Annotated in this window: 20 protein-coding genes, 1 tRNA gene, 2 rRNA genes and 1 pseudogene (1 of these 24 only partly in view); 12 read left to right on the forward strand and 12 right to left on the reverse strand. The window is 65.0% G+C overall.

The window, feature by feature from the left end; genetic code table 11:
* Window positions 1-36: 36 nt before the first annotated feature.
* Window positions 37-807 carry a class I SAM-dependent methyltransferase gene (locus ACTJI5_RS08780; RefSeq protein WP_310251002.1) on the reverse strand — a complete coding sequence of 257 codons (771 nt, stop codon included), beginning with the start codon at window positions 805-807 and terminating at the stop codon, window positions 37-39.
* A 263-nt stretch (window positions 808-1070) separates the two neighbouring features.
* Here ACTJI5_RS08780 and ACTJI5_RS08785 point away from each other — a divergent pair, with 263 nt between their 5' ends.
* The 5 genes from ACTJI5_RS08785 (at window position 1071) to ACTJI5_RS08805 (ending at window position 5061) form a co-directional block, all read left to right on the forward strand.
* Entirely contained in the window at window positions 1071-1973 is a 903-nt protein-coding gene (locus ACTJI5_RS08785; RefSeq protein ID WP_310251000.1) for an SPFH domain-containing protein, read from the forward strand.
* A gap of 108 nt (window positions 1974-2081) precedes the next feature.
* The gene (locus tag ACTJI5_RS08790) at window positions 2082-2285 is read left to right on the forward strand and encodes a toxin-antitoxin system HicB family antitoxin (RefSeq protein ID WP_440860025.1); all 204 of its coding nucleotides are present in this window, start codon (window positions 2082-2084) and stop codon (window positions 2283-2285) included.
* Between the two features lie 2 nt (window positions 2286-2287).
* Window positions 2288-2530 carry a hypothetical protein gene (locus ACTJI5_RS08795; RefSeq protein ID WP_440860026.1) on the forward strand — a complete coding sequence of 81 codons (243 nt, stop codon included), beginning with the start codon at window positions 2288-2290 and terminating at the stop codon, window positions 2528-2530.
* A gap of 87 nt (window positions 2531-2617) precedes the next feature.
* Window positions 2618-3292 (forward strand): ribulose-phosphate 3-epimerase, encoded by a 675-nt coding sequence (gene rpe / locus ACTJI5_RS08800; RefSeq protein WP_037516851.1) that lies wholly within the window; start codon window positions 2618-2620, stop codon window positions 3290-3292.
* 2 nt (window positions 3293-3294) lie between these two features.
* Window positions 3295-5061, forward strand: a complete 1767-nt coding sequence (locus ACTJI5_RS08805; protein ID WP_440860027.1) for a heparinase II/III family protein — start codon at window positions 3295-3297, stop codon at window positions 5059-5061.
* A 42-nt stretch (window positions 5062-5103) separates the two neighbouring features.
* Here the strand turns inward: ACTJI5_RS08805 and ACTJI5_RS08810 are convergent, their stop codons facing one another.
* Window positions 5104-7452, reverse strand: coding sequence for a TonB-dependent receptor plug domain-containing protein (locus tag ACTJI5_RS08810; protein ID WP_440860028.1), 2349 nt, complete (start codon window positions 7450-7452; stop codon window positions 5104-5106).
* Between the two features lie 185 nt (window positions 7453-7637).
* Here ACTJI5_RS08810 and ACTJI5_RS08815 point away from each other — a divergent pair, with 185 nt between their 5' ends.
* The gene (locus ACTJI5_RS08815; RefSeq protein ID WP_440860029.1) at window positions 7638-8660 is read left to right on the forward strand and encodes a phytase; all 1023 of its coding nucleotides are present in this window, start codon (window positions 7638-7640) and stop codon (window positions 8658-8660) included.
* Window positions 8661-8815: 155 nt separating this feature from the next.
* Complete coding sequence (gene purH / locus ACTJI5_RS08820; RefSeq protein ID WP_440860030.1) at window positions 8816-10408, forward strand: bifunctional phosphoribosylaminoimidazolecarboxamide formyltransferase/IMP cyclohydrolase; 1593 nt, start codon at window positions 8816-8818, stop codon at window positions 10406-10408.
* Here the strand turns inward: purH and ACTJI5_RS08825 are convergent.
* Window positions 10380-12755: a BTAD domain-containing putative transcriptional regulator gene (locus ACTJI5_RS08825; RefSeq protein ID WP_440860031.1), complete on the reverse strand. Its 2376-nt coding sequence runs from the start codon at window positions 12753-12755 to the stop codon at window positions 10380-10382. The two genes, purH and ACTJI5_RS08825, sit on opposite strands and share 29 nt — an antisense overlap.
* A 153-nt stretch (window positions 12756-12908) precedes the next feature.
* Between ACTJI5_RS08825 and ACTJI5_RS08830 the strand changes: the two genes are divergently transcribed.
* Together ACTJI5_RS08830 and ACTJI5_RS08835 are read left to right on the forward strand one after the other, a co-directional pair.
* The gene (locus ACTJI5_RS08830; RefSeq protein WP_082639605.1) at window positions 12909-13337 is read left to right on the forward strand and encodes a UrcA family protein; all 429 of its coding nucleotides are present in this window, start codon (window positions 12909-12911) and stop codon (window positions 13335-13337) included.
* Between the two features lie 205 nt (window positions 13338-13542).
* On the forward strand, window positions 13543-14196 hold the full coding sequence (locus ACTJI5_RS08835; RefSeq protein WP_439513558.1) for a YqaA family protein: 654 nt from the start codon (window positions 13543-13545) through the stop codon (window positions 14194-14196).
* 129 nt (window positions 14197-14325) lie between these two features.
* Here the strand turns inward: ACTJI5_RS08835 and ACTJI5_RS08840 are convergent, their stop codons facing one another.
* The 3 genes from ACTJI5_RS08840 to ACTJI5_RS08850 form a co-directional block, all read right to left on the reverse strand.
* Entirely contained in the window at window positions 14326-14871 is a 546-nt protein-coding gene (locus ACTJI5_RS08840; RefSeq protein WP_440860032.1) for a VOC family protein, read from the reverse strand.
* A complete protein-coding gene (gene hppD, locus ACTJI5_RS08845) occupies window positions 14868-15956 on the reverse strand; it encodes a 4-hydroxyphenylpyruvate dioxygenase (RefSeq protein ID WP_440860033.1) in 1089 nt (362 codons plus the stop codon). The genes ACTJI5_RS08840 and hppD overlap by 4 nt, the downstream gene beginning before the upstream one ends.
* 171 nt (window positions 15957-16127) lie before the next feature.
* Complete coding sequence (locus ACTJI5_RS08850) at window positions 16128-18002, reverse strand: ABC-F family ATP-binding cassette domain-containing protein (RefSeq protein ID WP_440860034.1); 1875 nt, start codon at window positions 18000-18002, stop codon at window positions 16128-16130.
* Between the two features lie 80 nt (window positions 18003-18082).
* Here ACTJI5_RS08850 and ACTJI5_RS08855 point away from each other — a divergent pair, with 80 nt between their 5' ends.
* Window positions 18083-18505: a VOC family protein gene (locus tag ACTJI5_RS08855; protein ID WP_440860035.1), complete on the forward strand. Its 423-nt coding sequence runs from the start codon at window positions 18083-18085 to the stop codon at window positions 18503-18505.
* Window positions 18506-18567: 62 nt separating this feature from the next.
* Here the strand turns inward: ACTJI5_RS08855 and ACTJI5_RS08860 are convergent, their stop codons facing one another.
* The 3 genes and pseudogenes from ACTJI5_RS08860 to ACTJI5_RS08870 form a co-directional block, all read right to left on the reverse strand.
* Window positions 18568-20118 carry a DHA2 family efflux MFS transporter permease subunit gene (locus tag ACTJI5_RS08860; protein WP_440860036.1) on the reverse strand — a complete coding sequence of 517 codons (1551 nt, stop codon included), beginning with the start codon at window positions 20116-20118 and terminating at the stop codon, window positions 18568-18570.
* 3 nt (window positions 20119-20121) lie between these two features.
* Window positions 20122-21269, reverse strand: a pseudogene (locus ACTJI5_RS08865) (HlyD family secretion protein).
* Entirely contained in the window at window positions 21266-22693 is a 1428-nt protein-coding gene (locus tag ACTJI5_RS08870; protein ID WP_440860037.1) for an efflux transporter outer membrane subunit, read from the reverse strand. Before ACTJI5_RS08870 ends, ACTJI5_RS08865 begins: the two are co-directional and overlap by 4 nt.
* Before the next feature lie 65 nt (window positions 22694-22758).
* On the opposite strand from ACTJI5_RS08870, the gene ACTJI5_RS08875 reads away from it, so the two are divergent.
* Together ACTJI5_RS08875 and ACTJI5_RS08880 are read left to right on the forward strand one after the other, a co-directional pair.
* Entirely contained in the window at window positions 22759-23391 is a 633-nt protein-coding gene (locus ACTJI5_RS08875; protein ID WP_231732677.1) for a TetR/AcrR family transcriptional regulator, read from the forward strand.
* An 86-nt stretch (window positions 23392-23477) separates the two neighbouring features.
* Window positions 23478-24770, forward strand: coding sequence for an Hsp70 family protein (locus tag ACTJI5_RS08880; RefSeq protein WP_440860038.1), 1293 nt, complete (start codon window positions 23478-23480; stop codon window positions 24768-24770).
* An 81-nt stretch (window positions 24771-24851) separates the two neighbouring features.
* On the opposite strand, the gene ACTJI5_RS08885 is transcribed toward ACTJI5_RS08880, so the two are convergent.
* From ACTJI5_RS08885 to ACTJI5_RS08895, 3 genes are all read right to left on the reverse strand, one after another.
* Window positions 24852-24928 (reverse strand) — tRNA-Met (locus ACTJI5_RS08885).
* Between the two features lie 111 nt (window positions 24929-25039).
* A 5S ribosomal RNA gene (gene rrf, locus ACTJI5_RS08890) occupies window positions 25040-25154 on the reverse strand.
* A 117-nt stretch (window positions 25155-25271) separates the two neighbouring features.
* Window positions 25272-26956: ribosomal RNA gene (locus tag ACTJI5_RS08895) — 23S ribosomal RNA — on the reverse strand; it runs 1108 nt beyond the window's last position.

Raw genomic sequence — 26956 nt, forward strand, 5'->3', positions numbered from 1 at the left:
GAGGCAAAGGGGGCGATTTCGCCCCCTTTGTTTATCCTAATTCACCTTATTCTTCATGCTTAGCGCTGCGAACAAATGTCCGGTCGGCAGCGTTCCTGTACGAAGTTTCCACTCGGGAGCGGTCCGCATAAGGAAATAGCGCCAGCTCTCCGGACTCCAGAAGTTGATGTGGCCCGCGTAGGAATCAAACTCCGCATGATATTCCTTGGCGGGGAATTGATCCTTCCGCCCATCGGGAACCGTCAATATGAGCGTCCCGGCAGCGGACACAATATCGAGCAGGCGCCGGACAACGGCTTCGGGATCGACCGTGTGCTCAAGCACTTCCATCAGGAACACCACGTCGTAGCGCGATGACCGGGGAAGGTCCGAAAGCGCGCTGAAGAAGAGTTCGGCGTCCGGGCAGGCGCGTTTGGCCATCGCGAGCTTCACATCGCTGATGTCGCATCCGAAGAGCGAGGCTTCCGGGTATCTGGCGTGCATGAGGCGCAGCAGGCTCCCTGCGTGGCACCCGATGTCCAGAACGCGCTTGCCCGCGATTTCGACGTCTTCGGCGTCGCATTGATCGAGCAGAAGGCGGGCCATCGCAAGGCGGCTGGCATCGAAATAATCCTCAAGAAATGCCGGTGTCGGCCATTCTCCGGTCAGCGCATTGTGCTGCACCACGGGAAGTATCTCATCGAGCAAGCTGGCAGAGTGGCGCGCGTCGGCTGCGGTCGGCCGATACCGCATGCCGGATTCTGATCTTACAATCCTGTAGCCGCTCCGCGCGAACATGGATTGAACCAGTTTTTTGCCCTGGAGCATCTGTCCTCCTTCGCGCACGAGCGCGTCAGTTTTGAAGTCCGAACTTGAGTATGCTTCGATGCTGCCGCAGCCGGCCGCCATGGGCAACCACACCGATTGCCACACATCCCGGTCTGAACACGATCGAACCCAACTCCGGCCGCTGTGCCAGCTTGCCGCAGCGAAACCGACATGAGCGTCTGTTCGCTCGAATCCCGATTGACCTCCACCCGATTCGATATAAATATGATATCATCTTTATATCGAATGATTCGGAGGGCAAAATGGTCGAAACAGGGACTCCCGCGCTGAACCGCAGCCGCGAGACACGCGCCGCTACGCAGAGCGGCTATCTGATGCTGTTCATCTGGCTGCTGCTGCTGGGCGTCGCCGCCTGGGCGGGGATCACCAACGCCAATGCTGAATATATGGTCGCGTGGAAATGGATCATCGTTGTCGCCTCGGCGGTCGTGGGCCTGCTGATCCTGTGCGGCTTCTACCTCATCAACCCGAACGAGGCCGCGGCGATCCAGCTGTTCGGCGCGTACAAGGGCACCGACCGCGAGGAAGGGCTGCGCTGGGTGCTCCCCTGGCTGACGCGCAAGAAGATCGCGGTGCGCGCGAACAACGTGATTTCGGACAAGATCAAGGTCAACGACCTCCGCGGCAATCCGATCGAGATGGCGGCGCAGGTCGTGTGGCGCGTCACCGACACCGCGCAGGCTTTGTTCGACGTCGACGATTACAAGGAATTCGTGATGGCGCAGATCGAGGCCGCGGTGCGCTCGATCGGCTCGCGCTACCCCTATGACGACATCGAGCATCAGGAAGTCACGCTGCGCGGCAACCACGACGAGGTCGGGGTCGAGCTGCGCAAGGCGCTGATCGAGCGGCTGAGCGTCGCGGGGATCACCGTCGACGAATGCGGCCTCACCCACCTCGCCTATGCGCAGGAAATCGCCGGCGCGATGCTCCGCCGTCAGCAGGCCGAGGCGGTGATCGCGGCGCGCAAGAAGCTGGTCGAAGGCGCGGTGACGATGGTCGAGATGGCGCTGACCCAATTGTCCGAAAAGGGCGTCGTCGACCTCGACGACGAGCGCAAGGCGGTGATGGTGTCGAACCTGATGGTCGTGCTGTGCGGCGAACGCGACACGCAGCCGGTCGTGAATGCCGGTTCGCTTTACTGACGTAAAAATCCCGTTCGTGTCGAGCGAAGTCGAGACACCCATCGTGGGTACACGACCTCCCGGCATCTCGACTTCGCTCGATGCGAACGGGGATAGAGGTTTGTTCCAATGCCGACGCAGTCCAAAAAAGCCTTTGCCCTCCGCCTCGATCCCGCGCTCTATGCGGCGATCGAGCGGCTGGCGGCGGACGAACTGCGCAGCGCCAATGCCGAAATCGAGATACTGCTGCGCGAGGCGCTGGCGCGGCGCGGGATGAGCGTTAAACCGCCGGTTCCCGCCAGACGCGGACGGCCGCCGAAAGAGGAAAGCTGATCATGCTCCACCTGTTCATGCGAAAGAGCCCCTGGTTTCGTGCCAAGCGCCACGGCTATGGCACCGGCCTGCCGCTCGTGTGGGAAGGCTGGTTCTTCCTCGCGCTTCATATCGCGATGATCGCCGGCCTCGCCTGGCTCTTCCGGGGCCAGCCCGTTCTGATGACCATCCTCGTCGTCCTCGCGGGGCTCGCCCCGATGCCGATCTATCGCGCCAAGACCGAGGGCGGCTGGCGCTGGCGATAGCGTCGCGCGACATTATTTGGGGATAGCTGCCAATAGCCGCCCCGCCCCGCTTGCCCCCGACTCGCTAGATGGTTAAGGCCGGTTTCTATGACCGCCGCCACCACGCCCGTCCGCATTGCCCCGTCGATCCTCAGCGCCGATTTTGCGCGGCTGGGCGAGGAAGTGCGCGCGATCGAGACCGCGGGTGCCGACTGGGTCCATATCGACGTCATGGACGGCCATTATGTCCCCAATCTGACGATCGGCCCGGCGGTGGTGAAGGCCTTGCGCCCGCACTCGACCTTGCCCTTCGACGTCCATCTGATGATCTCGCCGGTCGACCATTTCCTCGACGCCTTTGCCGCGGCGGGCGCCGACATCATCACCGTCCATCCCGAAGCGGGGCCGCACATCCACCGCACCGTCCAGCACATCAAGTCGCTCGGCAAGCAGGCGGGCGTGTCGCTCAACCCCGCGACCCCGGCGAAGATGCTCGACTATCTGATCGACGACATCGACCTGGTCCTGATCATGAGCGTCAATCCGGGCTTCGGCGGCCAGAGCTTCATTTCGAGCCAGCTGAGGAAGATCGAGGCGGTCCGAAAGATGATCGACAAATCGGGCCGCGACATCCGGCTGGAGGTCGATGGCGGAATCGATGCGGGCACCGCCCCGCTCGCGATCGCCGCGGGCGCCGACGTGCTCGTTGCGGGCACCGCGACCTTCAAGGGCGGCCCCGACGCCTATGCCGACAATATCCGGCGGCTGCGCGGCGGCGCCTGACCATGGCAAGACCGGTGACCGCTCCAGAAGATGAACCGGAGGGCGCCGCCGCCGACGCCGTCGATGACACGATCGAACCCGGCAAGCGCCTGATCCGCCTTCCCGCCGACAAGGGGCTCTCGCTCGGCGACCGCGTCGCCAATGCGATCACGCGCCTGACCTGGCGCACGCCGCTCCATGCTTTCCGCCTGAAGGGGCGCTTCCCGCTGAAGCTGCTCGGCGTGCCGGCCGACCCGGTTCCCGGCGACACGCGCGCCGGCACCGCGATCCGCGCGGGCCATTTCCTGCATCGTGGGCTCAAGCTGCCACTCGGCGAGCTCGACTTCGCCGCGCTGAACGTCGCGCCGACCTTTGCCGACTATCTCCACAGCTTCGCCTGGCTGCGCGACCTCGCCGCCACCGGCTCGCGCGCCGACGGCGCGCCGATCGCCGAGGCGGTCGTCCGGCACTGGCTCGGCACGCATGGCGAGACGGTGAGCGAACCCGCGTGGAAAGCCGACAACAGCGCCTGGCGCATCCTGTTCTGGGCCGCGCACGCGCCTTTGATCCTGTCGTCGAGCGATCTTGTCTATCGCTCGGCGGTGCTCAACCATCTCGCGCGCGCGGCGCGCCACCTCGACCGCGTCGCCGACAAGACGCGCCCCGGCACCGGGCAGATGGTCGCATGGGTCGGGATCGTCGCCGCGTCGCTGCTGATGCCCGGCGGCGAACCGCGGCAGATATTCGGCGAGGCCGGGCTGCGCAAGGTGCTCGAGACGAGCTTCTACGCCGACGGCGGCAATATCTCGCGCTCGCCGCAGGCGCAGCTCGACGCGGTCATGGCGCTGTCGATGCTCGCGAAAATATACGACATGCGCCGCATGGAGGTGCCGCCCTTCATCCAGGAAGTGCTCGCGCGCGCGGTCCCGGCGCTGCTCGGCCTCACCCACAGCGACGGCGGCATGGGCAGCTGGCAGGGCAGCGGCGCGACATCGGCCGCCACCATCCAGGCGATCGTCGATGCCAGCGGCGTGCGCACGCGGCCGCTGAAGCAGGCGCGCGACTGGGGTTATCAGCGGCTCGTCGCGAACAAGGTCGTGCTGCTCGCCGACGCGGCACCGCCCCCCATTGCCCGCGTGACCGAAGCGGGCTGCGCCTCGACCCTCGCCTTCGAACTCAGCGACGGCGCCGAGCGGATCGTCGTCAATTGCGGCGGCGCCGCGCTGACCGGCGCGACGATCCCCGCCGACCTCGCGCGCGGGCTGCGCACCACCGCGGCGCATTCGACCCTGACGCTGGGCGACAGCAATTCGACCGCGATCCTCGCGAACGGGTCGCTCGGCAAGGGGGTGACCGAAGTCGAGCTCGACCGGCGCGAGACGCCGCAGGGCAGCCGCGTCGAGATGAGCCACGACGGCTATGCGCGCCGCCACGGGCTGATTCACCGCCGCCTCCTGATACTGTCGCCGAACGGGCGCGAGCTGCGCGGCGAGGACATGCTCCTCCCCGCCCCGCGCACGCGGCGCAAGGGCGACAAGGGGTTCACGCTGCGCTTCCACCTCGGCGCGCATATTTCGGCGAGCCTCACCGCTGACAAATTGGGGGCACTGCTGCGCATCAACGGCGGTCCGCTGTGGCAGTTCCGCACCTCCGAAGGCGGGCTCGACATCGAGCAAAGCCTGTGGGTCGACGGCGAAGGCCGGCCGCACCCGACCGAGCAGCTCGTCGTCACCGGCACCGCGCCCGCGGGCGGCGCCAGCATCGGCTGGATCTTCAAGCATATCGGCTGACGGCGGCGGGCAAGGGACTGCCCGCCGCCGCAACCCAGCGCGTTAAAAGGCGTAACGCGCCATCAGCTGGAAGACGGGACCCGCCTTTTCGCTTTCGACTTCATATTCGTCGAAATCGCGGGTGATCTGGTCACCGGTCTCCGCAAATTTGTTGAACGTCTCGCGCTTCGCACCGTTGAGCAGGTTCGACCCCACCGCGCGGATCGTGAAGCTCTTGCCGAAGCGCTTTTCGACGAAGACTTCCAGGTCGGCGCCATAGCTGGTGAAGACTTCCTCGCCGACCGTGCGGCCGAACGCTCCGCCCTGCTTGCGATAGGTCGCACCGAACGCCGCGCCGACCGAGGGAATGTCCTGGATCACGCCGAAATTATAGACATATTTGCTCTGACCGTTGAAGCGGCGCTCGCCGAATTCGTCGTCGATCTTGCTGTCGAGCCACGACACGTTGCCGAAGACGCCGGTGTCGGGCAGCCCGATAAAACCAAGGTCGCTCGACAGGTCGAATTCGACGCCCCAGACCTTGCCGTCGCCGATATTCTGCGGCTGGTAAAGGAAAGTGGTCGAGCTGCCCGGAATTGCGCCGATGTTGGCTAGCTCGATCAGGTCGTTGACCTTGCGGTAGAAGAGGTTGACCCCCACGATACCCGAGCGGCCAACACGCTGTTCATAGCCAAGATCAAAGCCCCAGGAGGTTTCGGGGTCGAGCAGCGGATTGCCGACGAGGCTGTTGTCGCCGAGCTCCTCCGTCAAAGTCACCGGCGAGAGATAGTTGAACTCGGGGCGGCGGCTGGTACGCGCCGTCGAGGCAGTGATGCGGCCGCGCGCGCCGACGTCGACCTTGATCGACGCCGAAGGGAGCAGCTTCTCATAATTGTTCGTCGTGCGCTGCAGCGCGGCAGGCACGGTGAAATCGTCGATCGTGAGATCGGTCGTTTCATAACGGACACCGGCTTCCCACTTTACCCCGGGCATGTCGCCCTCGACCAGCACGAAGCCGTCGAGGCGCTTTTCCTGGATTGTATTGATTCCGCCGAGCGCGGGCACGAAGGCGCCGAAGGTGCGGACGAACTCGGTCGGGTTGCGCGTGAACTGATCATAGCCCTGGCGGTTTGCGGCGGTCAGATTGAACCGGTCACGCGGCGCCTCCGTGATCGAGGAGTCACGATCCTTGTCCTGCCACAGGCCGCCGAACACCAGCTTGGCGGTTTCGCCGAGGTCGACCTCATGCTCGAGCCGCACCGAAAATTCCTTGTCGGTGATGGCGCTGCGCGTCTGATCGCCGGTGAAGCGCGGCAGCGCGCGATCGAACTCGACCTCATATTCGGTTTCGAACCGGTCTTCGTCGAAATAGGCATAGCCGATCTTCAGGCTGGTCTCGCCCGCCGACCAGCGGTGCGCGAGCTTGCCGTTGACGCTGTAATTATCCTGATTGATCTTGGCGACATTGGCGTTGTCGACGGTCAGATTGCCCGGCGGTGTCGCACGGATCGGACCGTTGACGTTCGTCGGATGATTATATTCGAAGCTGCGCTCATCCTCGGTACGATCGGTGTGGACATAGAAGCCGTTGACCGAGAAATCGGTCGTGTCGCCTTTGATGTCATAGGTCGCGTTGAACGAATAATCCTTGCCGTCGCGGGTGTCGCGCTGGTCCTCGCGATTTTCGAAATCGTCGGTCGCGAAGTCGGGGTTATTCTCGGGCGAGTCGCTGTAGCGCAGCGAATATTTCTTTTTCGGGTTGTGGCGGCCCTGGAAATTGCCCCCGATCAGGAAGCGGCCAGGCCCGAGCGCGCCGCCGAACACGCCGCCGACGCTCGGTTCGAGTTCCTTGTCGTCATAATAGAGGCCGCCCGCGCGCAAATAGCCGCCGTCGAGCTCATAACCGTCGCGCAGCTTGATATTGAGCGTGCCCGCGATCGCGTCGCCGGTGCGGCGCGCCGAAGACGAACGAACGATTTCGACGCGGTCGATCAGCTCGGCGGGGATACGATCGAGGAAGAAGCTGCGATCGGCATTCGACCCCGGCACCTTTTCGCCGTTGATCAGGATTTGCGTATAACCCGGCGGCAGGCCGCGGAGGCGCGCGCCATCGCTTTCGATGACGTCCGACAGGAAAGTCACCGACGGCACGCGCTTCAGCGCGTCACCCGCGGTCAGCGGTTCGAAGCGCTGGAAGAATTCGCTGTCATACGACAGCACGGGTTCGGCCTCGTCGCTGCGCCCCCGATAACCGACGCTGCCGAGGACGACGATGTCCTGCGACGTGGTGATCGTGCCATCGCCGCGGTCTTCGGCCGGGATCGGGGCATCCTGCGCCGTCGCCGGAGCGGAGAGGAGAGCCGTGGCAAGCGCGAGCGCGGCGGCGGAATGCAGGCTGAAAGTTCGAATCATGGTAACAGACCCCCCTTTGTGGTTGCCGGGCCTCTAGGGGGGGCGTGTGACAGTTTGCGGCGAGCCGTGTGACGTGTCGATGACAGTTAAGTGACGGAAATATTGTCATATTGACGCCGCCCAACTTTGCTGGGACGGGGCGCGCGAGCCGCATTTTTTGCGCAATCGGGAACGGGGGAATCATCATGGCCACCATCGGCAAAGGAAAGCTGCTGACTTCGCTGGCTTTTGCATCGGCGCTCGGCGGTTGCGCCGCGAGCGCGCCCGTCATCACTGGCCTGCCCCCGGTACAGGTGACCGCGAGCGGCGAAACTGCGCCCGTCGGCACAGGCAAGGCCGACGCCGCCGACGATCCGGCAATCTGGGTCGATCCCGCCAATCCGAACCGCGCACTGATCGTCGCAACCGACAAGAAGGCCGGGCTGCATGTCTATGACCTGACCGGCAAGGACATCGCCTTCACGCAGGCGGGTCTCGTCAACAATGTCGACGTCGCGGGCAACATCATCGTCGCGAGCGACCGCAACGACGGGGTGAACGCCCATCTCGCGGTGTTCCGCCTCGACGCCGACAAGCCGGCGATCGTCGCGCTCGGCCGCGCCGCGGCGGGCACCGGCGAAGCCTATGGCCTGTGCCTCAAGAAGACCGCGCCCGGCGCACCGCTCACCGCGGCGCTGATCATCAAGGATGGCACGGTGCGCGTCGGCACGCTGGCGGTCGACGGCACGCCGAACTTCACGACCGAATGGGAATATAAGATCCCGACCCAGTCCGAAGGCTGCGTCTTCGACGGCGATACGCTTTATGTCGGTGAGGAAGACGCCGGCGTGTGGGAGTTGAAGCCCAATGGCAAGACGGCCACCGCGCGCATGGTCGCGCCGGTCGACAACCAGCGCCTCGTCGCCGACGTCGAAGGGCTCGCGACGATCGATCACAAGGGCCAGCGCTACCTGCTCGTGTCGAGCCAGGGCGATAACGCCTATGCGGTCTTCCGCCTGCCCGGGATAGAATATGTCGGCCGCTTTGCCGTGGCTGCGGGCGCGTTCGGCGCGACGAGCGAGACCGACGGGATCGAGGCGGTCGCGGGGAATTTCGGTCCGGCCTACCCCGACGGCATCTTCCTCGCGCAAGACGGCGACAACGCCCCGAAGGCGCAGAATTTCAAACTGGTGCGCTGGGACCAGATTGCGACCGCGCTGGGGCTGTAAGATAATCGTCGCCCCCGCGAAGGCGGGGGCCGCCATCGGCCTTGCACAAGGCTGCCAGCGGCCCCCGCCTTCGCGGGGGCGACGTGTACTTGCTCTTAAGGGACGACGCGCCTAGGGGGGCCGCGTCATCCCATCGCCAGCCGAGGCCCTCCCCCATGACCGACCTGATTCCCGTCCGCCGCGCCCTCCTGTCCGTCAGCGACAAGGCGGGGCTCGCCGATCTTGCCGCCGCGCTTGTCCGTCACGGCGTCGAACTCGTATCGACCGGCGGCACCGCGAAGGCATTGCGCGAAGCGGGGCACAATGTCCTCGACGTCTCCGACCTCACCGGCTTTCCCGAGATGATGGACGGCCGCGTCAAGACGCTGCACCCGACCGTCCACGGCGGCATCCTCGCGGTGCGCGACGACGCGGCGCATGTCGCGTCGATGGAGGAACATGGCATCGGCGCGATCGACCTCGTCGTCGTCAACCTCTACCCCTTCCTTCAGACCGTGATGAGCGGCGCCGACCGCGACACGATCATCGAGAATATCGACATCGGCGGCCCCGCGATGGTGCGCTCGTCGGCAAAAAATCACGCCTTCGTCGGCATCGTCACCGAGCCTGAAGATTATGCCGCAGTCATCGAAGAGATGGACGCCAACAACGGCGCCACCACCCTCGGCTTGCGCAAGCGCCTCGCCGCGACCGCCTTCGCGCACACCGCGACCTATGACAGCATGATCGCGCAATGGTTCGCCTTCGCCGACCAGGGCAAATTCTTCCCCGACACGCTGCCGCTCACCGCGAAGCTGTCGGCCGAACTCCGCTATGGCGAAAACCCGCACCAGAAGGCCGCACTCTATCTGCCCGCCGGCCCCGCCGCGCGCGGCATCGCGCAGGCCGAACAGGTGCAGGGCAAGGAACTCAGCTACAATAATATCAACGACGCCGACGCCGCGCTCGAACTCGTCGCCGAATTCCGCGAGGCCGACCCGACCTGCGTCATCGTCAAGCACGCGAACCCGTGCGGCGTCGCGACCGCCGCGACGATCGCCGAAGCCTATGACGCGGCGCTGAAGTGCGACGATGTCTCGGCGTTCGGCGGCATCATCGCGGTGAACCGGCCGCTCGACGGCGCGACCGCCGAAGCGATCAGCGGCATCTTTACCGAAGTCGTCTGCGCCCCCGACGCCGACGCCGACGCGCGCGCGGTGTTCGCGAAAAAGAAGAACCTCCGCCTGCTGCTGACCGGCGAACTGCCCGATCCGGCGCGCGGCGGACTGATGCTCAAGACGATCGCCGGCGGCTGGCTCGCGCAGAGCCGCGACAATGGCCGCATCACCCGCGCCGACTTGAAAGTCGTCACCGACCGCGCGCCGACCGACGAAGAACTCGCCGACGCGCTGTTCGCGTGGACGATCGCCAAACATGTGAAGTCGAATGCGATCGTCTATGCCAAGGGCGGCTCGACCGCGGGCATTGGCGCAGGGCAGATGAACCGCCGCGACAGCGCGCGCATCGCCGCGGTGAAGGCGCGCGAAGCCGCTGAATCGCATGGTTGGGCCGAAGCCCGCACCGTCGGCAGCGCGGTCGCGAGCGACGCCTTCTTCCCCTTCGCCGACGGCCTGCTCGCCGCGGTCGAGGCGGGCGCGACCTGCGTGATCCAGCCGGGCGGCTCGATCCGCGACGACGAAGTGATCGCGGCGGCGAACGAGGCCGGCCTCGCGATGGTGTTTACCGGGATGCGCCACTTCCGCCACTGACGGCGCGGCCGAGGCGCACCAGCCGCTCGGCTTCGCTTTTGCAATCGTAACGCAGTCCGGGCTCGTTGCAGAAGTCGGGCCAGCGCCCCTGGCGCCGCCAGAAATCGACCAGCCCGATCCGCGCCAGCTTGGCAAAAAACTGCGGATCGCGCCGGAGCGGAGCGACCGATGGCCAATAGAGAAGCGACCATTGGCCGTCGGTTTTGCGTATCGGCGCGCGCGCGAGCCACGAAAGCGCCTTCGGCTGGTCGCCGAGCCGCGCAAAATGCGCAGCCAGTGCATAGGCCGACGAAGGGTAGCGCGCGAATTCGGCTTCGGCGGCGGCGTCGACCTCGCGCGATCCGATCGAAGGGTCGGCAAATTGATGGAGGAGCAGCATATCGAATTCACGCTGCTCCCCGGCCGTTGCGCCGCGATAGACTTCGGCCGCCGCGTCCCGGCCGCGTTCGACCGCGAGACGGCGGCGATGTTCGGCAAGATCGGGATGCCCCGGCCAGATTGCCTCCACTTCGGCGAACTGCTTCATCGCATCCTGCATCTTCCCGGCCGCCCCATAACGCCGGACCACCCCCAATGCCTTGTAGATCGACGTCGGGTCCGCGCGCGCGGCGCGCTGCGCCGGGCCGACACCGGCTTGAACATAGCCGGCCTGGAACAGTCCCACCGCATTCGTCATCAATGCGGCCGGATATTCGGGATCGATCGCAAGCGCGCGGTCAACAAGAGGCAGGGCCTCGACCATGAACAATTCGCTACCGCCCGTCTGCGACAGCGCGGTCAGCGCGGGGACATTGTCGGGATCGATCGCAAGCGCCCGGCGCGCCGCATCGATCGCTTTTGCGCGCCCCACGTTCCATTTGGCGGGATCCATCTCGTGCGAGAGATGCTTGATGCGGACCTGCGCCAGCAATCCCAGCGTGTCGGCATCCCCCGGCCAGCGCTGAACCAGCTCCTCCATCAACCGGATTGCGCGGGGTCCGTCGAAAGCCGTGTCCGCGTCGCAGACCGCAAAGATCAGCGATCGTCGATCCGCATCGGCCGCCAACAGGTCTTTCCGGCCGTTCAGCGTCAGCGCGCAGTTGACCAGTCCGGCAACTGCGAGCGCGGTCCGTTCGCGCAGCCGGCTGAGGTCGTCGACGGGCGCCGCGAAACGGCTGGACCACAGGATCGATCCGTTCAAACTGTCGACAATCCGCGACTCGCTGACGAACTGACTGCCGTCGCGCTCGATCGCGATGCGGACGATGAAATCGCCCGCGCGTCCCGCCACCTTTCCGTCGAGCACCCGGACCGCGCCCCCCGACGCCTTGGCAAAGCGCGCGAAATCGCCGGCCAGCGCATCGGCAAAACGGTCCTCGACCGGATCATTGCCGCGCTGCTCGATCGGTTCGACGCGGACCACCGGCGTATCGAATGCAGCGACCGCGGATCGCGACCGCGGGGCATCCGCGCCCGTCAGCGCGAGCGCCAGCGCGGCCATGCCGAGGAACAGCGCGCGCCGCGGCGACAGGCTGGCGGTTGGATTGGCTGCCATCGCGGGCGCTGCGACCGGGCGGGCGACCGGGTGGGCGACCGGGTGAAGGTCAGGGGGACAGGGCCGGGCCGCCAGGCGTCGATATAGTTCGGCGGTTTCGACCGAGGGTTTGCCGTCGATTCCGCGTGCGAGCGCGTCTTCGATCCGCTGCCAGGCGTGGCGCACGCCATCGCCGTCGCCCGCTTCCCAGCGCGCGCTCATCACCAGCCGCGCGGCATGTTCGCTGCACGGATCGAAGCGCGTCACCTTATCCGCCACCGCGAGGGCCCCCTCGACATCGCCCGCCTGCAGCCGCCTTTCCGCCACCGCGAGCACTTCGCGGACGATCGCTTCGCCCTGACGCGTGCGCTCGACCGCGAGCCAGTCGTCCCATGCTTCGTCGATACCGTCGAGATCGGCCAGCAACCCGACATCGTGCGCGGGCAGCCGGTTCAGGACCACGGCGACATCGTCCACCGCGCACGCGGCGTGAAGCAGCGAAATATCGTCGATGACTTGTGTGCGGTCGATGGCGACGGTTTCGCGATCGGCGTGCAGCAGCGGCGGCAATGCGCGCGTCCAGGGCTTCAGTTCGACGAGACATTGCCTGAGGCTGGCATGCGCCTGTGCATCGGGGCGGCGGCTCCAGAGAAGCGCGCTCAGCCGGTCGCGCGCAAGCGGCGCGTCGGCAAGCACGAGCCGGGCAAGAAGGGCGCGGGCCTTGCGACTGGTGGGGGACAGGGCGGGCGGCTCGACGGCGAAGTCACCAAGGAGCCGCAATACCGGCGGCACGGCGGCGATATGCCGCTCGTTTTTTGCGAATGCAGAATTCACGGCGCGACCTCCTTGGTCGAGGGATTGCGGCCGTATGTTTTTCCCGAAGACGGAATAACATTCTTTTGACGGGCAGACGAACGGTAAATTTCAACATTCTGGATTTTGACGTATTTTTAATACCGGATTGACGCTCTTCTCACGGCCGCCGACATGCGCGCCCGCTACTCCCGTCGCATCCGCAGCCTGCCGTTCGGCTGGGACATGGTGAAAGGGAGTAACTCGATGCGTATCTTCATGGCTCTGCCCCTGTTGCTGCTCGGCGCAGCACCCGCATTTTCTCAGCCCATCGTAGCGACTGCACCGGCAGGTGAAATCGAGGTGGTCAAAGTCAGCTATGCCGACCTCAATCTCGACACCGATGCCGGCTGGGCGCGGCTCGACAGCCGCCTGCGCGCCGCGGCGCGATCGGTATGTGACGTCCGGCCCGAATTCGAATCGACCGTGCGGGAAATGGCCACCGGCCATTGCTTCCGGAGCGCGCTTTCGAGAGGCCGCGAAGCCGGCAAGGAGATCATTGCCGCCCAACGGACCGGCACGCCGATGACGCTGGCCAGCGCGATCATGATCTCGCGGCGGTGACCCTTCGCCGATAGCGCGGACGCTACGAGGTCCCTTGCTCCCGTCTCTGGTGGGAGCAACGCCGGAACCGTTCCCCGACGGTTCCGGCGTTTTTCGGTCACGGCATGCCAGGCTTCGGCTCGACTTCGCACGGCGCGAGCGGCATAGGAGGGCCGACGTCGCCACCGCAAGGACCAGCATGACCGCCACACCGCGTAACAAGTCCATGATCCAGAGGCTTTATAACTGGACCATGGAGAAATCCGCGCATCCGCACGCCGAATATTGGCTGGCGCTGGTCTCCTTCGTCGAGGCGAGTTTTTTCCCGGTCCCGCCGCACCCGATGCTCGGGCTGATGTGCCTTGCGAACCCGAAAAAAGCGGTTCGCTACGCGATCATCTGTACGCTCGCGTCGGTCGCGGGCGGCATGCTCGGCTATTTGATCGGCTTTTTTCTCTATGAAAGCGTCGGGCTCGCGCTGCTTGGCGCGCTCGGGCTCACCGACGCCTTCCCGTCGGCCGCCTGTTACCTGCGCGAGTTCGGCGCCGAGATCATCCTGATCAAGGGCGCGACGCCGATCCCGTTCAAGCTGCTGACGATCACCGCCGGCTTCATCCACATGAGTTTCTGGACTTTCCTGTGGGCGAGCCTCGCCAGCCGCGCCTTTTCCTTCATGCTCGTCGGCATATTGTTCCGAATGTTCGGGGCGCCGATCAAGGCGTTCATCGACAAATATCTGATCTGGGTGACCGGCGCGTTCCTCGTCGCCGTGGTCGCGGGTTTCCTCGCGATCGGCGCGCTGTCGGGCGACGGCGAGAGCAAGGAAGCCGACAAGTGCAGCGGCGCGACGCTGGAGAGCATCGGGCTGGACCGGAAATAGTTCAACGAAGGGGCGGACAAAGCCCCCTGTTTCTCGTCACCCCGGACTTGATCCGGGGTCCACACGACTTCAAACGCTGCGGTGGATCCCGGATCAAGTCCGGGATGACGATAGAAGGATGCGCGATGCCTACTCGTTCGCCGCCTGGTGCAGCCAGTCGGCGTGGCGCGGGGCCTTCTTGGTCTGGCTCCATTCCTCGAGCATCAGCGGTGCGACGCGTTTCAGCTCGGCATATTGCTCATCGGTGCCGATGTCGCAGGCCAGCTCGACGCGGTGGCCGTTGGGGTCGAAGAAATAGATCGACTTGAAGATGCCGTGGTGCGTCGGGCCGAGCACGTCGACGCCGTTCGCGGTCAGATGCGCCTTCGCGGCGACCAGCTCGTCATAGCTGCCGACCTTGAACGCGAGATGCTGGACCCATTTGGGCGTATTCTCGTCGCGGCCCATGTCGGGCTGGTTGGGCAGCTCGAAGAAGGCGAGGATGTTGCCGTTCCCCGCGTCGAGGAAGACGTGCATGTACGGGTCATATTCGCCGGTCGACGGCACATGATCCTCGGCAAAGGCGGTCGTGTAGGTCATGCCGAGCATGGCCTCGTACCAATCGACCGTTTCCTTCGCATCCCTGCAGCGATAGGCGGCGTGGTGGACGCCGCCGAGTTTGATCGGGCTCGTCATTCGGCAGGCTCCTCGACGGTCAGCGCACCGCGGCGAATCTGGTCCATTTCCATCGATTTGAACAGCGCGGTGAAATTGCCCTCGCCGAAGCCTTCATCCTTCTTGCGCTGGATGAATTCGAAGAAGACGGGGCCGATCACGGTCTGGCCGAAAATCTGGAGCAGCAGGCGCGGGTCGCCCTCGGTCGTCGACCCGTCGAGCAGGATGCCGCGCGATTGCAGCGCCTCGACGGGCTCGCCATGGCCCGGCAGGCGGTCGGCGAGCATCTCGTAATAGGTCGCCGGCGGCGCGGGGGCGAAGGGGTTGCCGAGCGCCTTGAGCTTGTCCCACGCGGCGTAGAGATCGTCGCAGCTGAACGCGATATGCTGGATACCCTCGCCATTATAGGCGCGCAGATATTCCTCGATCTGGCCGCCGCCGCCCGCACCCTCTTCATTGAGCGGGATGCGGATCTTGCCGTCGGGGGCGGTCATCGCCTTCGAGGTCAGGCCGGTATATTCGCCCTTGATGTCGAAATAGCGAATCTCGCGGAAACCCGCGATACGTTCGTAGAATGCCGCCCAATGCGCCATGCGGCCGCCATAGACATTGTGCGTCAGATGATCGATCAGCTGCATGCCCGCGCCCACCGGGTGGCGATCGACGCCCTCTTCATAGACGAAATCGATGTCGTAGATGCTGAGGTCGTCGCCATAGCGATCGATCAGATAGATGATCGAGCCGCCGATGCCGCGGATCGCGGGCAGGCGCAGTTCCATCGGGCCGGGGTTGACCTCGACCGGCTCGGCGCCGCGCGCGACGGCTTCGCTGTACGCCTTCGCCGCATCGCGGACGCGCCAGCCCATCCCGCACGCCGACGGGCCGTGCTCGGCGGCGAAATAAGCCGCGGGCGATTTGGGTTCGTAATTGGCGATCAAATTGATGCCGCCCTGGCGCCACAACTGGACGTCCTTCGAACGGTGGCGCGCGATCAGCGTGAAGCCCATCGCCTCGAACACGGGTTCGAGAATGCCCTTTTCGGGCGCCGAAAATTCGACGAATTCAAAGCCGTCGAGGCCCAGCGGATTATCGAAAAGGTCGGCCATGTCGCATTCCCATCTAGTTTCAATTGAAACTATTATGATGGATTGGGGTGGCGGAGTCAATGCAGGTGAGCCCACAACAATTCGCCATGCCGGACGGATCCGGCATCCATGGCAGCTTTGGGTGTCTGGACCCCGGATCAAGTCCGGGGTGACGAAGTAGGAACAGATAACCTAGGCGGCCGCGCTCTCAAACGCCTCCAGCGCTTCGCTCGCCGTCACCCAGCGCGCCTCGGCGGCTTCCTGCGCAGCGACGATCTTGCCGCGCCGCTGCGACAATTCACTCATCGTCAGTCCCTTATATTCGCTCGCAGCACCCTGCGGATCGAACATCGCGCGGTCGATGGCCGAGAGCACGACCTCATATTTGGCGAGATCGGCCTCGGCGTCGCTGACGTCCTTCTTGATCTTCGCCGCCGCTTCGCGCGCGGCGGCCGCAGCCTTGCGGTCTTCCTTCTTGTCGGCTTTCGACACGCGGTCCTTCTGCGGACCCTTGCCGAGGATCATGTCGACATAATCGTCCATGCTGCCGTCATATTCGCGCGCGGTGCCGTCATCGACGAGCACGAGCCGGTCGGCGGTGAGTTCGAGCATGTGGCGGTCGTGACTGACCAGCACCACCGCGCCGTCGAAACCGTTCAGCGCCTGTACGAGCGCCTCGCGCGCGTCGACGTCGAGGTGATTGGTTGGTTCGTCGAGGATCAGCAAATGCGGTGCGTCGCGGGTAATCAGCGCCAGCGCCAGCCGCGCGCGTTCGCCGCCCGACAGCTTCGCGACCTGCGTCACCGCCTTGTTGCCCGAAAAGCCGAAGCGGCCGAGCTGCGCGCGCACCGCGCCCTGCGTCTTGCCTTCCATCACGCGCGTCATATGCGCGAGCGGGGTGTCGCTGCCGTCGAGTTCCTCGACCTGATATTGGGTGAAATAGCCGACGCGCATCTTGCCCGATGCCGCCATCGCGCCCGCCATCGGCGCCAGCTGCGCCGCGAGCAGGCGCGCGAGCGTCGTCTTGCCATTGCCGTTGCGGCCGAGCAGCGCGATCCGGTCGTCGGGATCGATGCGCAGGTTGAGCCGCTGGAGCACCGGCCGGTCAGCATAGCCGACGCTGGCAAGGTCGAGCGTAATCAGCGGCGGCTTGAGCTCGTCGGGGCTCGGGAAATCGAACGCGAGCGTCTGATCCTCGGCGAGCGCGGCGATCGGCTGCATCCGCGCGAGCATCTTGGCGCGCGACTGCGCCTGTTTCGCGGTCGAGGCGCGGGCGCTGTTGCGCGCGACATAATCCTGGAGCTTGGCGCGCTGGGCGTCCTGCGATGCCTTGGCCGCGGCGAGTTGCGCCGCACGTTCGGCGCGTTGACGTTCGAACGAGTCATAGCCGCCGGTGTAGAGCGTGACCTTGCCGCCTTCGAGGTGGAGGATATTGTCGACGACATTGTTGAGCAGGTCGCGCTCGTGGCTGATCACGACAAGCTGCCCCGGATAGGCACGCAGGAAGTTTTCGAGCCACAGCGTCGCTTCGAGGTCGAGGTGGTTCGACGGTTCGTCGAGCAGCAGCAGATCGGGTTCGGAGAACAGCAGCGCCGCGAGCGCGACGCGCATCTTCCACCCGCCCGAAAAGCTGTCGAGCGGCTGCCCCTGCATCTCCTCGTCGAAGCCGAGCCCGATCAGGATGCGCGCGGCGCGCGCCGGTGCGGTATAGGCGTCGATCGCGATCAGCCGTTCGTGGATATCGCCGAGCTTGTCGGGGTCCTGTTCGGTCTCCGATGCCGTGAGCAATTCGGCGCGTTCGGTGTCGGCGGCGAGCACGGTGTCGAACGGCGTCGCGGTGCCGTTCGGCGCTTCCTGCGCGATATAGCCGACGCGCGTCTTGCGCGGCATGTCGATGCTGCCCTCGTCGGCTTCAAGCTGGCCGATCATCACCTTCATCAGCGTCGATTTGCCCGCGCCGTTGCGCCCGATCAGCCCGACGCGGCTTCTGGCCGGCAGGCTCGCGGTGGCACGTTCGAGGATGGCGCGCCCGCCAAGGCGTACAGTGATTCCGTTGATCGTCAGCATGGGCGCGCGCCTAGCATGTTGCGGCGCACAACCCAAGTCCCGGACTGGCTTTCCGTGCGTCGGTGCGGCAAATGGGGAGCATGACCGGCCTCGCCCCCTTTCACATCGCCTTTCCCGTCGACGATCTGGACGCCGCGCGCCATTTCTATGGCACTATCCTCGGCTGCCCCGAGGGGCGCAGCGATCCCGACTGGATCGACTTCAACCTCTATGGGCATCAGATCGTCGCGCACCGCGTCGATACGCCGCGCGCATCGGCCGCGCATAATCCGGTCGACGGCCATGCGGTGCCGGTGCCGCACTTCGGCGTCGTGCTGCCGCCCGCCGAATGGCAGGCGCTCGCCGACCGGCTGAAGGCCGCGGGCATGACATTCGTAATCGAACCGCACACGCGCTTTCCCGGCCAGCCCGGCGAGCAGTCGACGATGTTCTTTTACGACCCCGCGGGCAACGCGCTCGAGTTCAAGGCTTTCGCGGACTTGGATCAACTCTTCGCCAAATAGCGGCGTCTTGTTTTGCCGCGTTTTCCGAGCCGTCAGGCGATCCCGCCTGACTTGAAAACGCTCTAGTGCCCGCCGCCCATCGAAATCTGTTTCGGCCGCGGCGCGAACCACACCGATATAGCGGCAAGCACGAACACGACGCCCGACGCGAGGAACAGGTGCAGCACGCCGAGTGTCGAGGCCTGCACCTCGACCAGCCGCTCGATCGCGGCGCGCGCCTGTTCGAGCGTGAAGCCGGCATTCTGCAGCGAGGTCATCGTCGCTTCGGGATTGTTGAGCGACGACACGAGTTCGGACCGCGACGTCCGGCTGGCATCGTCCCACGCGGTCGTCGCGACCGCGGTGCCGATCGCCCCGCACAGCGTGCGCAGGAAACTCATCAACCCGGCGGCCGATGTCTGATGCTGCGCGGGCACCGAACTCAAGGCGAGCGCGGTGAGCCCGACGAAGAAGAAGGGCATGCCGATCCCCTGCAGGATATGCGGCAGCGCGAGCGTCCAATAGCCGACATCGGCGTTCCAGCTCGCGCGCAGCACCGACATCACCGCCATCCAGAGGATGCCGCCCGAGATGGTGATGCGCACGTCGACCTTGGTCATCAGCCCTGCCGCGACGGGAGACAGGAGGACGGCGAACACCCCGAGCCACGCGACGATGAACCCCGTCTGCGTCGCGGTATAACCCGCGACCTGCTGGAGCCACAGCGGCGTCAGCACGACCTGCGCAAAGAAGGCGCCGAAGCCCAATGAAATCGCCATCGTCGCGAAGGTGAAGCCGCGGAAGCGGAAGATGCGCAGGTTCACGACCGGATTGGCGTCGGTGAGTTCCCAGATCACGAACGCGGCGAAGCTGATCGCAGAGACGACCGCGAGCCCGACGATCCACGTCGATCCGAACCAGTCATGCTCGCGTCCGGTGTCGAGCATGATCTGGAACGCGCCGACCGACACGACGAGCAGGATCAGGCCGATTACGTCGATCCGCGCCTTGGCGCGCTTGGTCTCGAACGGCGTCAGCAGGGTGAAGACGCCGAACGCGCAGATCGCGACGACGGGCAGATTGATGAAGAAGATCCACGGCCACGTCCAGTTGTCGCTGATCGTGCCGCCGAGGATCGGGCCGAGGATCGGCGCGGTGGTCGTCGTCATCGCCCAGATCGCAAGGCCGATCCCGGCCTTTTCCTTGGGGAAGATGCGCAGCAGCAATATCTGCGACAGCGGCATCAGCGGGCCGCCGGCGAGCCCCTGCAGCACGCGGAAGAGCACGAGCGCATCGAGCGTGCGCGAAACGCCGCAGAGGAAAGAGAAGATGCCGAAGCCGATGATCGAGATCATGAACCAGCGCACGGTGCCGAAACGCATCGCGAGCCAGCCGGTGAGCGGCACGCTGATCGCGTCGGCGACCGCATAGCTGGTGATGACCCACGTCCCTTGTGTCGGCGACACCGCGAGCCCGCCCGCGATATGCGGCACCGACACATTGGCGATCGTGGTGTCGAGCACCACGACGAAATTGGCGAGCGCCAGCGCGAAGGCGGCGACGATCAGCCGCGCGCCGGTCAGCGGCTGCGGTTCGGCGGGGATGGCGGATGCAGGGAGGGCGGCGCTGGCCATTTGTCAGCGACCGCGCGTATCGATCGTGGCTTCCATCGACAGCCCGACGCGCAGCGGATGCTCTTTCAGCTGCTTCGGATCGAGCGCGATGCGCACCGGCAGGCGCTGGACGACCTTTACCCAATTGCCCGTGGCATTCTGCGCCGGGATCAGAGAGAAGGCCGCGCCGGTGCCGCCGGCGATGCCGATCACCTTACCGCGATAGACGACGTCGCCGCCATAATAGTCCGACACCAGTTCGACCGGCTGGCCGATGCGGATATCCTCAAACTGGCTTTCCTTGAAATTGGCGTCGACATAGGCGGTCGCGATCGGCACGAGCACCATGATCGGCGCGCCCGCGGCGATCCGCTGCCCCACCTGCACTTGCCGGTTGGTGACGATGCCGTCGACGGGTGCGCGGAGCACGGTGCGCGCGAGGTCGAGACGCGCCTTTTCAAGCCGCGCTTCGGCGGCCGCGACGTCGGGCGCGGTGTCGATCGTCGTCCCGCGCACCACGGCCTCGGCGGCGCCCAAGTCGCCGCTCGCCGATCCGCGCGTCGNNTGCCCGCCGCAGCGAGATCGCGCGCCGCCGAAGCCGAAGCGAGCGCCGCGCGCGCCGAAGTCAGCTCTTCGCCCGACACGGCGCCGGTGCCGGCAATGCTTTCGCGCCGCGCGAGTTCGGCGCGTGCGCGCTCGACCGTCGCATTGGCGTCGCGCAGCCGCGCGCGGGCCTGCGCGATATCGGCGCCGCGCGCCGCGACGCGCGCGCGCGCCGCATCGGCGGTCGCGTCGGCCTGTCCATAGCGCTGGCGCGCGAGGCGCAGCGCCGCTTCGGCATCGGCAACCGCGATGCGCTGGTCGGCGTCGTCGAGGATGACGAGGATGTCGCCCTTCTTCACAGCCTGCGTGCCGCTGACGCGGACTTCCTTGACGGGTCCCGAGACGAGCGCGGTCACCTGCGCCGAGTCGGCACCGACATAGGCGTTATCGGTATGAACGCGTCCGGCCTGCGTCAGAAAATACCAGAGGCCCCACAGGATCGCGACCGTCACGACGACGATCGCGAGGATGCGCAAGAGCTTCTTCCGCTTGGCGCCATTGGCTTCGGGGGCGGCTTCGGGAGTCTCGGGAGCGGGGGTTGCGGCTGCAGCCGTTTCGTCGGCCATCATTCGTCTCCTGTTGAATTAGCGGCCCGATATCCGCCGCCAAGCGCGCGGATCAGGGCGATGTCGAGCGAGAGCTGGCGCGCTTCGAGGTCGGCGACCGCGCGGCTCAATGCCACCATGCTGTCCTCGGCGGTGAGCTGGACGATCTGGTTCGAGAGGCCGGCGCGGTAACGAAGTCCGGCGAGTTTCGAGGCTTCGGCGGCGGCGGCCAGCGCCTCGCGCCGCCCGACAAGCTGGCGTTCGGTTGCGACGCGGCTCGCGACGATGTCGGCAACATCGCGCAGCGCGCCGATCAATGTGCGATCATAGGTCGCGACCGCCACGTCATAGTCAGCGCGCGATCCGCGATAGCGTCCCTGAAGGCGCCCGCCTTCGAAGATCGGCAGGCTGATTGCGGCGCCGCCATTGCCATATTCGGACCCCGATTTGAACAGGTTGGAGAGGCCGCGCGACTGGAGCCCGACGAGCGCCGACAGGCTGATATTCGGATAGAAATCGGCGCGCGCGACATCGATGCGCTTGGCGGCGGCTTCGGACCGCAGCCGCGCCGCGACGATATCGGGGCGCCGCCCGATCAGGCCGATCCCCGCATTGCCCGGCAGTCCGAGCGACGGGCGCGCCATCTGGGGGCGCGCGATCGACAGGCCGCGATCGGGACCGGCGCCGATCAGCGCGGCGATCCGGTTGCGCGTCGTCGCAATCGCTTCTTCGAGCGCGACGACATCGGCGCGTGCCGAGGCGGCGCGGCTTTCGGCCTGTCGCTGGCTCGCCTGATTTTCGATCCCCGCCCGCGCGCGTTCGCCCGACAGGTCGGCGCTCGCGGTGCGGACGCGCACCGCATCGTTGGCGACGTCGAGCGCCCGATAATAGCCCGCCAGATCGACATAAGCGGCGGCGATCCCGGTGGTGAGCATCAGCCGCGCCTGCGCCGCGTCGACGCGCGCCGCCTCGGCCTCCGACGTCGCGGCGGCGAGCGCCGCACGGTTACGGCCCCACAGGTCGAGGTCGAAGCTGAAGGTCGCGGCGATATGACCGGTGTCCTGAATGCCGTCGGGCACGAAGCCAGGCGGGATGCCCATGTTCTGGCTTTGCTGGACGCCGCCCGCGCTCGCCTCGGCGCCGATCCGCGGCAGAAGGGCAGCACCCGCCTGCTGCGCCATCGCCTCGGCCGCGCGGACACGCGCGGCGGCGATCGCAACGTCGGGCGAGCCCTTCAAACCCTCTGCGATCAGCGTATCGAGTTGGACATCGCCCAAGCCCTGCCACCAGCCTTCGGCGGGCCACGTACCCTCAGCGCGGGCGAATGTCGCGTGCGATTCCAGCGACTCGGCGGCCGCCGGAACGGGTTTTGGTCCGAGGTCGGGAACGCTCGCGCAGCCCGCGAGCAGGCCGAAAACAGCGGTGGAGAGAAAAATTGTCCGGGGCATGGCTTCCAACGATACTAGCTGGTATCATGCGCAGATGAACTTCGGAGGAAGCGTTGTCAATCGAAATGATACCAGATAGTACGCCTGCCCTCGACGACGCCGCGGCGATACGCCGCAAGGCGTTTGTCGATGCCGCGCGCGAGCTGTTCTTTGCGAATGGCTATGCCGGGACGACGATGTCGTCGATCGCGAGCAAAGTCGGCGGATCGAAGACGACGCTCTGGACCTATTTCCCGTCGAAGGAGGAGCTTTTCGCCGCGGTCGTCGACGACATCGTCGCGCAATATGGCGACGCGCTCGCGATCGACCTGCCGCTTGACGAGCCGGTGCCCGATGTCTTGCGGGTATTCGGCAATCTGCTGATGACCAAGCTGACCGCGACGCCGATCCTGTCGCTCTTTCGCCTCGTCGTCGGCGAAGCCGAGCGTTTCCCGCACCTCGCCGAGACATTTTACGAGCGCGGCCCGCGTCGCGGCAAGGCGCGCGCCGCCGTCTGGGTGGGCGAAAAAATGGTACGCGGCGAGATTCGGATGGGCGACCCGATGCGCGCGGTGCAGCAATTCACCGGCCTTTGCCAGTCGGGCATCTATCAATTCGCGATGCTCAACCTTCCCGAAAGCCGCGACCTCGATCGCCTTCGGGACGATGTCGACGCCGCGGTCGACACCTTCTGTCGCGCGTGGAGCTCCGACGACTGACCTCCCCCGCGGAAACTTGCTCCCCCCGCCCTCCTGTGCAATAGGCGCCGCCCCCAACCGGGAATCCCCAGCTACAGGAGCATGTCATGGACAAGGCGGCCGCGAGCGCGCTCGGCCTCGATTTCGGCACGACGAACAGCGTCGTTGCGCTGGCCGATGGCCAGGGCGGCACCGAGCTGGTCGCGTTCGGCGACGCGGGCGACGCGGTGTTCCGCTCGGCGCTCTGCTTCTGGGAAGAGGAACGCGGCTGGAACGGCATCGCGCACGAGGCGGGACCGTGGGCGATCGACGAATATCTTCAGTCGCCGCTCGACAGCCGGTTCATCCAGTCGTTCAAAAGCGTCGCCGCGAGCCCGTTGTTCGAGCGCGCGATGATCTTCAACAAGCCGTTCCGCTTCGAGGATATGGGGCGCCTGTTCCTCCAGCGCCTCGTCGCGCATGCCGGCGGCGCGCTCGACGCGCGACCGCGCCGCATCATCGTCGGGCGCCCGGTCGAATATGCCGGCGCGCGGCCCGATCCCGAACTCGCGCGGCAGCGCTATGATGCGATGCTCGCGGCGTTCGGCACCGAAATCCATTATGTCCACGAACCGCTCGGCGCCGCGCACAGCTATGCCGCGCGCCTGACCGAGCCCGCGACAATCCTCGTCGCCGACTTCGGCGGCGGCACCACCGACTTTTCGATCGTCCGCGTCGCCGAGCCCGGGAGCCCGCGGCGCTGCGTGCCGCTCGCCTCGTCGGGGATCGGTATCGCGGGCGACCGCTTCGACTACCGCATCGTCGACCGGCTGGTGCTGCCGCTGCTCGGCAAGGGCAGCCGTTATCGCTCGTTCGACAAGCTGCTCGAAATCCCCGGCGGCTATTTCGCCGATTTCGGCGACTGGTCGCGGCTCGCGATGATGCGCAACCGCCGCACGATCGAGGAAATCCGCCGTCTGCAACGCGATGCCGAACGGCCCGACCTGATCGGCCGCATGATCGCGCTGATCGAACATGAGCAGGGCTTTCCGCTCTATGATGCCGTGGGCAGGCTCAAGCGAGCGCTTTCCAGCAGCGATCACGCCGAGTTTCATTTCGCCGGCGGCGGGATCGAGATCGGGGCTGACGTGCGGCGCGCCGATTTCGAGCAATGGATCGCCGACGATCTTCGCCGCATCGAGGCGGCGATGGACCAGGCGCTTGCCCGCGCGGGCGTCGTGCCCGCGGCAATCGACCGCGTCTTCCTGACCGGCGGATCCTCGCTGATCCCCGCGATCCGCGCGATGTTCGACCGCCGTTTCGGCGAAAATCACATTGCGACCGGCGGCGAGCTCACCTCGATCGCGCACGGCCTCGCGCTGATCGGCGAGGAATCCGACCCGGCCGAATGGGCTGCCTGAGGCCGGAATAGCCGAAACGCGCAAAAAGCGTCCGCTCCAGACGCAAAAAGCCCGCGCCCCATAGGGGCGCGGGCTTTTTGATGGTTGCGGGAGTAGGATTTGAACCTACGACCTTCAGGTTATGAGCCTGACGAGCTACCGGGCTGCTCCATCCCGCGTCAACCAGCTTGCGAGTCCCTGGGGACCGGCAAAACAGCAAAAGGCCGGCATCGCTGCCGGCCTCTAACTTTGTGAATGGGTTTCTTTTTCAACCTTACGTCGGCCACAATGCCTGGCGACGTCCTACTCTTCCAACGCTTAAGCGGTAGTACCATCGGCGCTGTCAGGTTTCACGGCCGAGTTCGAGATGGGATCGGGTGGGTCACTGACGCCATGGTCACCAAGCAATGAAGCCGGCGTAGGGTCAAAAAGGGTTTCAATCGATGTCCGTGCAATATTGTCTGATCAATCATCCGACATTCGCGGACAAACCGGTCAGGCTTGTCGTTGATGGCGGGACTCTTAAGTGCGAATAGAGCAATTAGTATCGGTTAGCTCCACGCGTTACCGCGCTTCTACATCCGATCTATCAACGTGGTGGTCTTCCACGGCTCTAAGAAATCTTATCTTGAGGGAGGCTTCCCGCTTAGATGCTTTCAGCGGTTATCCCGTCCATACATAGCTACCCTGCTGCGCGGCTGGCGCCACGACAGGTACACCAGAGGTATGTTCAACCCGGTCCTCTCGTACTAGGGTCAACTCCTCTCAAATTTCGACGCCCACGGCAGATAGGGACCAAACTGTCTCACGACGTTCTGAACCCAGCTCACGTACCACTTTAATTGGCGAACAGCCAAACCCTTGGGACCTGCTCCAGCCCCAGGATGTGATGAGCCGACATCGAGGTGCCAAACGATTCCGTCGATATGAGCTCTTGGGAATCATCAGCCTGTTATCCCCGGCGTACCTTTTATCCGTTGAGCGATGGCCCTTCCACTCGGGACCACCGGATCACTATGACCGACTTTCGTCTCTGCTCGACTCGTCAGTCTCGCAGTCAGGCAGGCTTATGCCATTGCACTCTTGCAGACGGTTTCCAACCGTCCTGAGCCTACCATCGCGCGCCTCCGTTACTCTTTAGGAGGCGACCGCCCCAGTCAAACTACCCGCCACAGAGGGTCCCTGATCCAGTTTCATGGATCGAGGTTAGACATCAGAAAACAACAGGGTGGTATTTCACCTATGGCTCCACATCAGCTGGCGCCGATGCTTCAAAGCCTCCCACCTATGCTACACAGTTCTTTCCTAATGCCACTCTGAAGCTGCAGTAAAGGTGCACGGGGTCTTTCCGTCTAACCGCGGGTACTCCGCATCTTCACGGAGAATTCAATTTCGCTGAGCATCTCCTGGAGACAGTGGGGAAGTCGTTACGCCATTCGTGCAGGTCGGAACTTACCCGACAAGGAATTTCGCTACCTTAGGACCGTTATAGTTACGGCCGCCGTTTACCTGGGCTTCATTTCGCAGCTTGCACCACTCCACTTAACCTTCAGGCACCGGGCAGGCGTCAGGCCCTATACGTCGTCTTGAAGCCGACTTAGCAGAGCCCTGTGTTTTTGCTAAACAGTCGCTACCCCCTGGCCTGTGCCCCCCACAACTGGTTGCCCAGATGTGGGGCCTCCTTCTTCCGAAGGTACGGAGGCAATTTGCCGAGTTCCTTCAGGAGACTTCTCTCAAGCGCCTTGGTATACTCTACCATCCCACCTGTGTCGGTTTAGGGTACGGTCTATAATGGAGGGGCTATTTCCTGGAACCTCTTCAAAGCCTGCTCAATCCAATAAGAGCAGACAATTTACGAGATCCGTCACACACCTCCAGGCCCACGAATATTAACGTGGTTCCCATCGACTACCCCCTTCGGGCTCGTCTTAGGGGCCGGCTTACCCTGCTCAGATTAGCTTTAAGCAGGAACCCTTGGGATTTCGGCGACAGGGCATCTCACCCTGTTTATCGCTACTCATGTCAGCATTCGCACTTCCGATACCTCCACGACCCATTACCAGATCGCTTCATCAGCCTACGGAACGCTCCGCTACCGCGTGTAGTAAACTACACACCCTAAGCTTCGGTGCACGTCTTGAGCCCCGTTACATTTTCGCCGCAGGAACCCTTATTTAGACCAGTGAGCTGTTACGCTTTCTTTAAAG

The organism is Sphingopyxis sp. 22461 (assembly GCF_052044915.1).
Classification (GTDB): Bacteria; Pseudomonadota; Alphaproteobacteria; order Sphingomonadales; family Sphingomonadaceae; genus Sphingopyxis.

Excerpts from the sequence above, each read along its gene's own strand:
- ACTJI5_RS08780 (WP_310251002.1), bottom strand. The coding sequence starts at position 807 with ATGCTCCAGGGCAAAAAACTGGTTCAATCCATGTTCGCGCGGAGCGGC.
- ACTJI5_RS08785 (WP_310251000.1), top strand. The coding sequence starts at position 1,071 with ATGGTCGAAACAGGGACTCCCGCGCTGAACCGCAGCCGCGAGACACGC.
- ACTJI5_RS08790 (WP_440860025.1), top strand. The coding sequence starts at position 2,082 with ATGCCGACGCAGTCCAAAAAAGCCTTTGCCCTCCGCCTCGATCCCGCG.
- ACTJI5_RS08795 (WP_440860026.1), top strand. The coding sequence starts at position 2,288 with ATGCTCCACCTGTTCATGCGAAAGAGCCCCTGGTTTCGTGCCAAGCGC.
- rpe (WP_037516851.1), top strand. The coding sequence starts at position 2,618 with ATGACCGCCGCCACCACGCCCGTCCGCATTGCCCCGTCGATCCTCAGC.
- ACTJI5_RS08805 (WP_440860027.1), top strand. The coding sequence starts at position 3,295 with ATGGCAAGACCGGTGACCGCTCCAGAAGATGAACCGGAGGGCGCCGCC.
- ACTJI5_RS08810 (WP_440860028.1), bottom strand. The coding sequence starts at position 7,452 with ATGATTCGAACTTTCAGCCTGCATTCCGCCGCCGCGCTCGCGCTTGCC.
- ACTJI5_RS08815 (WP_440860029.1), top strand. The coding sequence starts at position 7,638 with ATGGCCACCATCGGCAAAGGAAAGCTGCTGACTTCGCTGGCTTTTGCA.
- purH (WP_440860030.1), top strand. The coding sequence starts at position 8,816 with ATGACCGACCTGATTCCCGTCCGCCGCGCCCTCCTGTCCGTCAGCGAC.
- ACTJI5_RS08830 (WP_082639605.1), top strand. The coding sequence starts at position 12,909 with ATGCGCGCCCGCTACTCCCGTCGCATCCGCAGCCTGCCGTTCGGCTGG.
- ACTJI5_RS08835 (WP_439513558.1), top strand. The coding sequence starts at position 13,543 with ATGATCCAGAGGCTTTATAACTGGACCATGGAGAAATCCGCGCATCCG.
- ACTJI5_RS08840 (WP_440860032.1), bottom strand. The coding sequence starts at position 14,871 with ATGACGAGCCCGATCAAACTCGGCGGCGTCCACCACGCCGCCTATCGC.
- hppD (WP_440860033.1), bottom strand. The coding sequence starts at position 15,956 with ATGGCCGACCTTTTCGATAATCCGCTGGGCCTCGACGGCTTTGAATTC.
- ACTJI5_RS08850 (WP_440860034.1), bottom strand. The coding sequence starts at position 18,002 with ATGCTGACGATCAACGGAATCACTGTACGCCTTGGCGGGCGCGCCATC.
- ACTJI5_RS08855 (WP_440860035.1), top strand. The coding sequence starts at position 18,083 with ATGACCGGCCTCGCCCCCTTTCACATCGCCTTTCCCGTCGACGATCTG.
- ACTJI5_RS08860 (WP_440860036.1), bottom strand. The coding sequence starts at position 20,118 with ATGGCCAGCGCCGCCCTCCCTGCATCCGCCATCCCCGCCGAACCGCAG.
- ACTJI5_RS08870 (WP_440860037.1), bottom strand. The coding sequence starts at position 22,693 with ATGCCCCGGACAATTTTTCTCTCCACCGCTGTTTTCGGCCTGCTCGCG.
- ACTJI5_RS08875 (WP_231732677.1), top strand. The coding sequence starts at position 22,759 with ATGATACCAGATAGTACGCCTGCCCTCGACGACGCCGCGGCGATACGC.
- ACTJI5_RS08880 (WP_440860038.1), top strand. The coding sequence starts at position 23,478 with ATGGACAAGGCGGCCGCGAGCGCGCTCGGCCTCGATTTCGGCACGACG.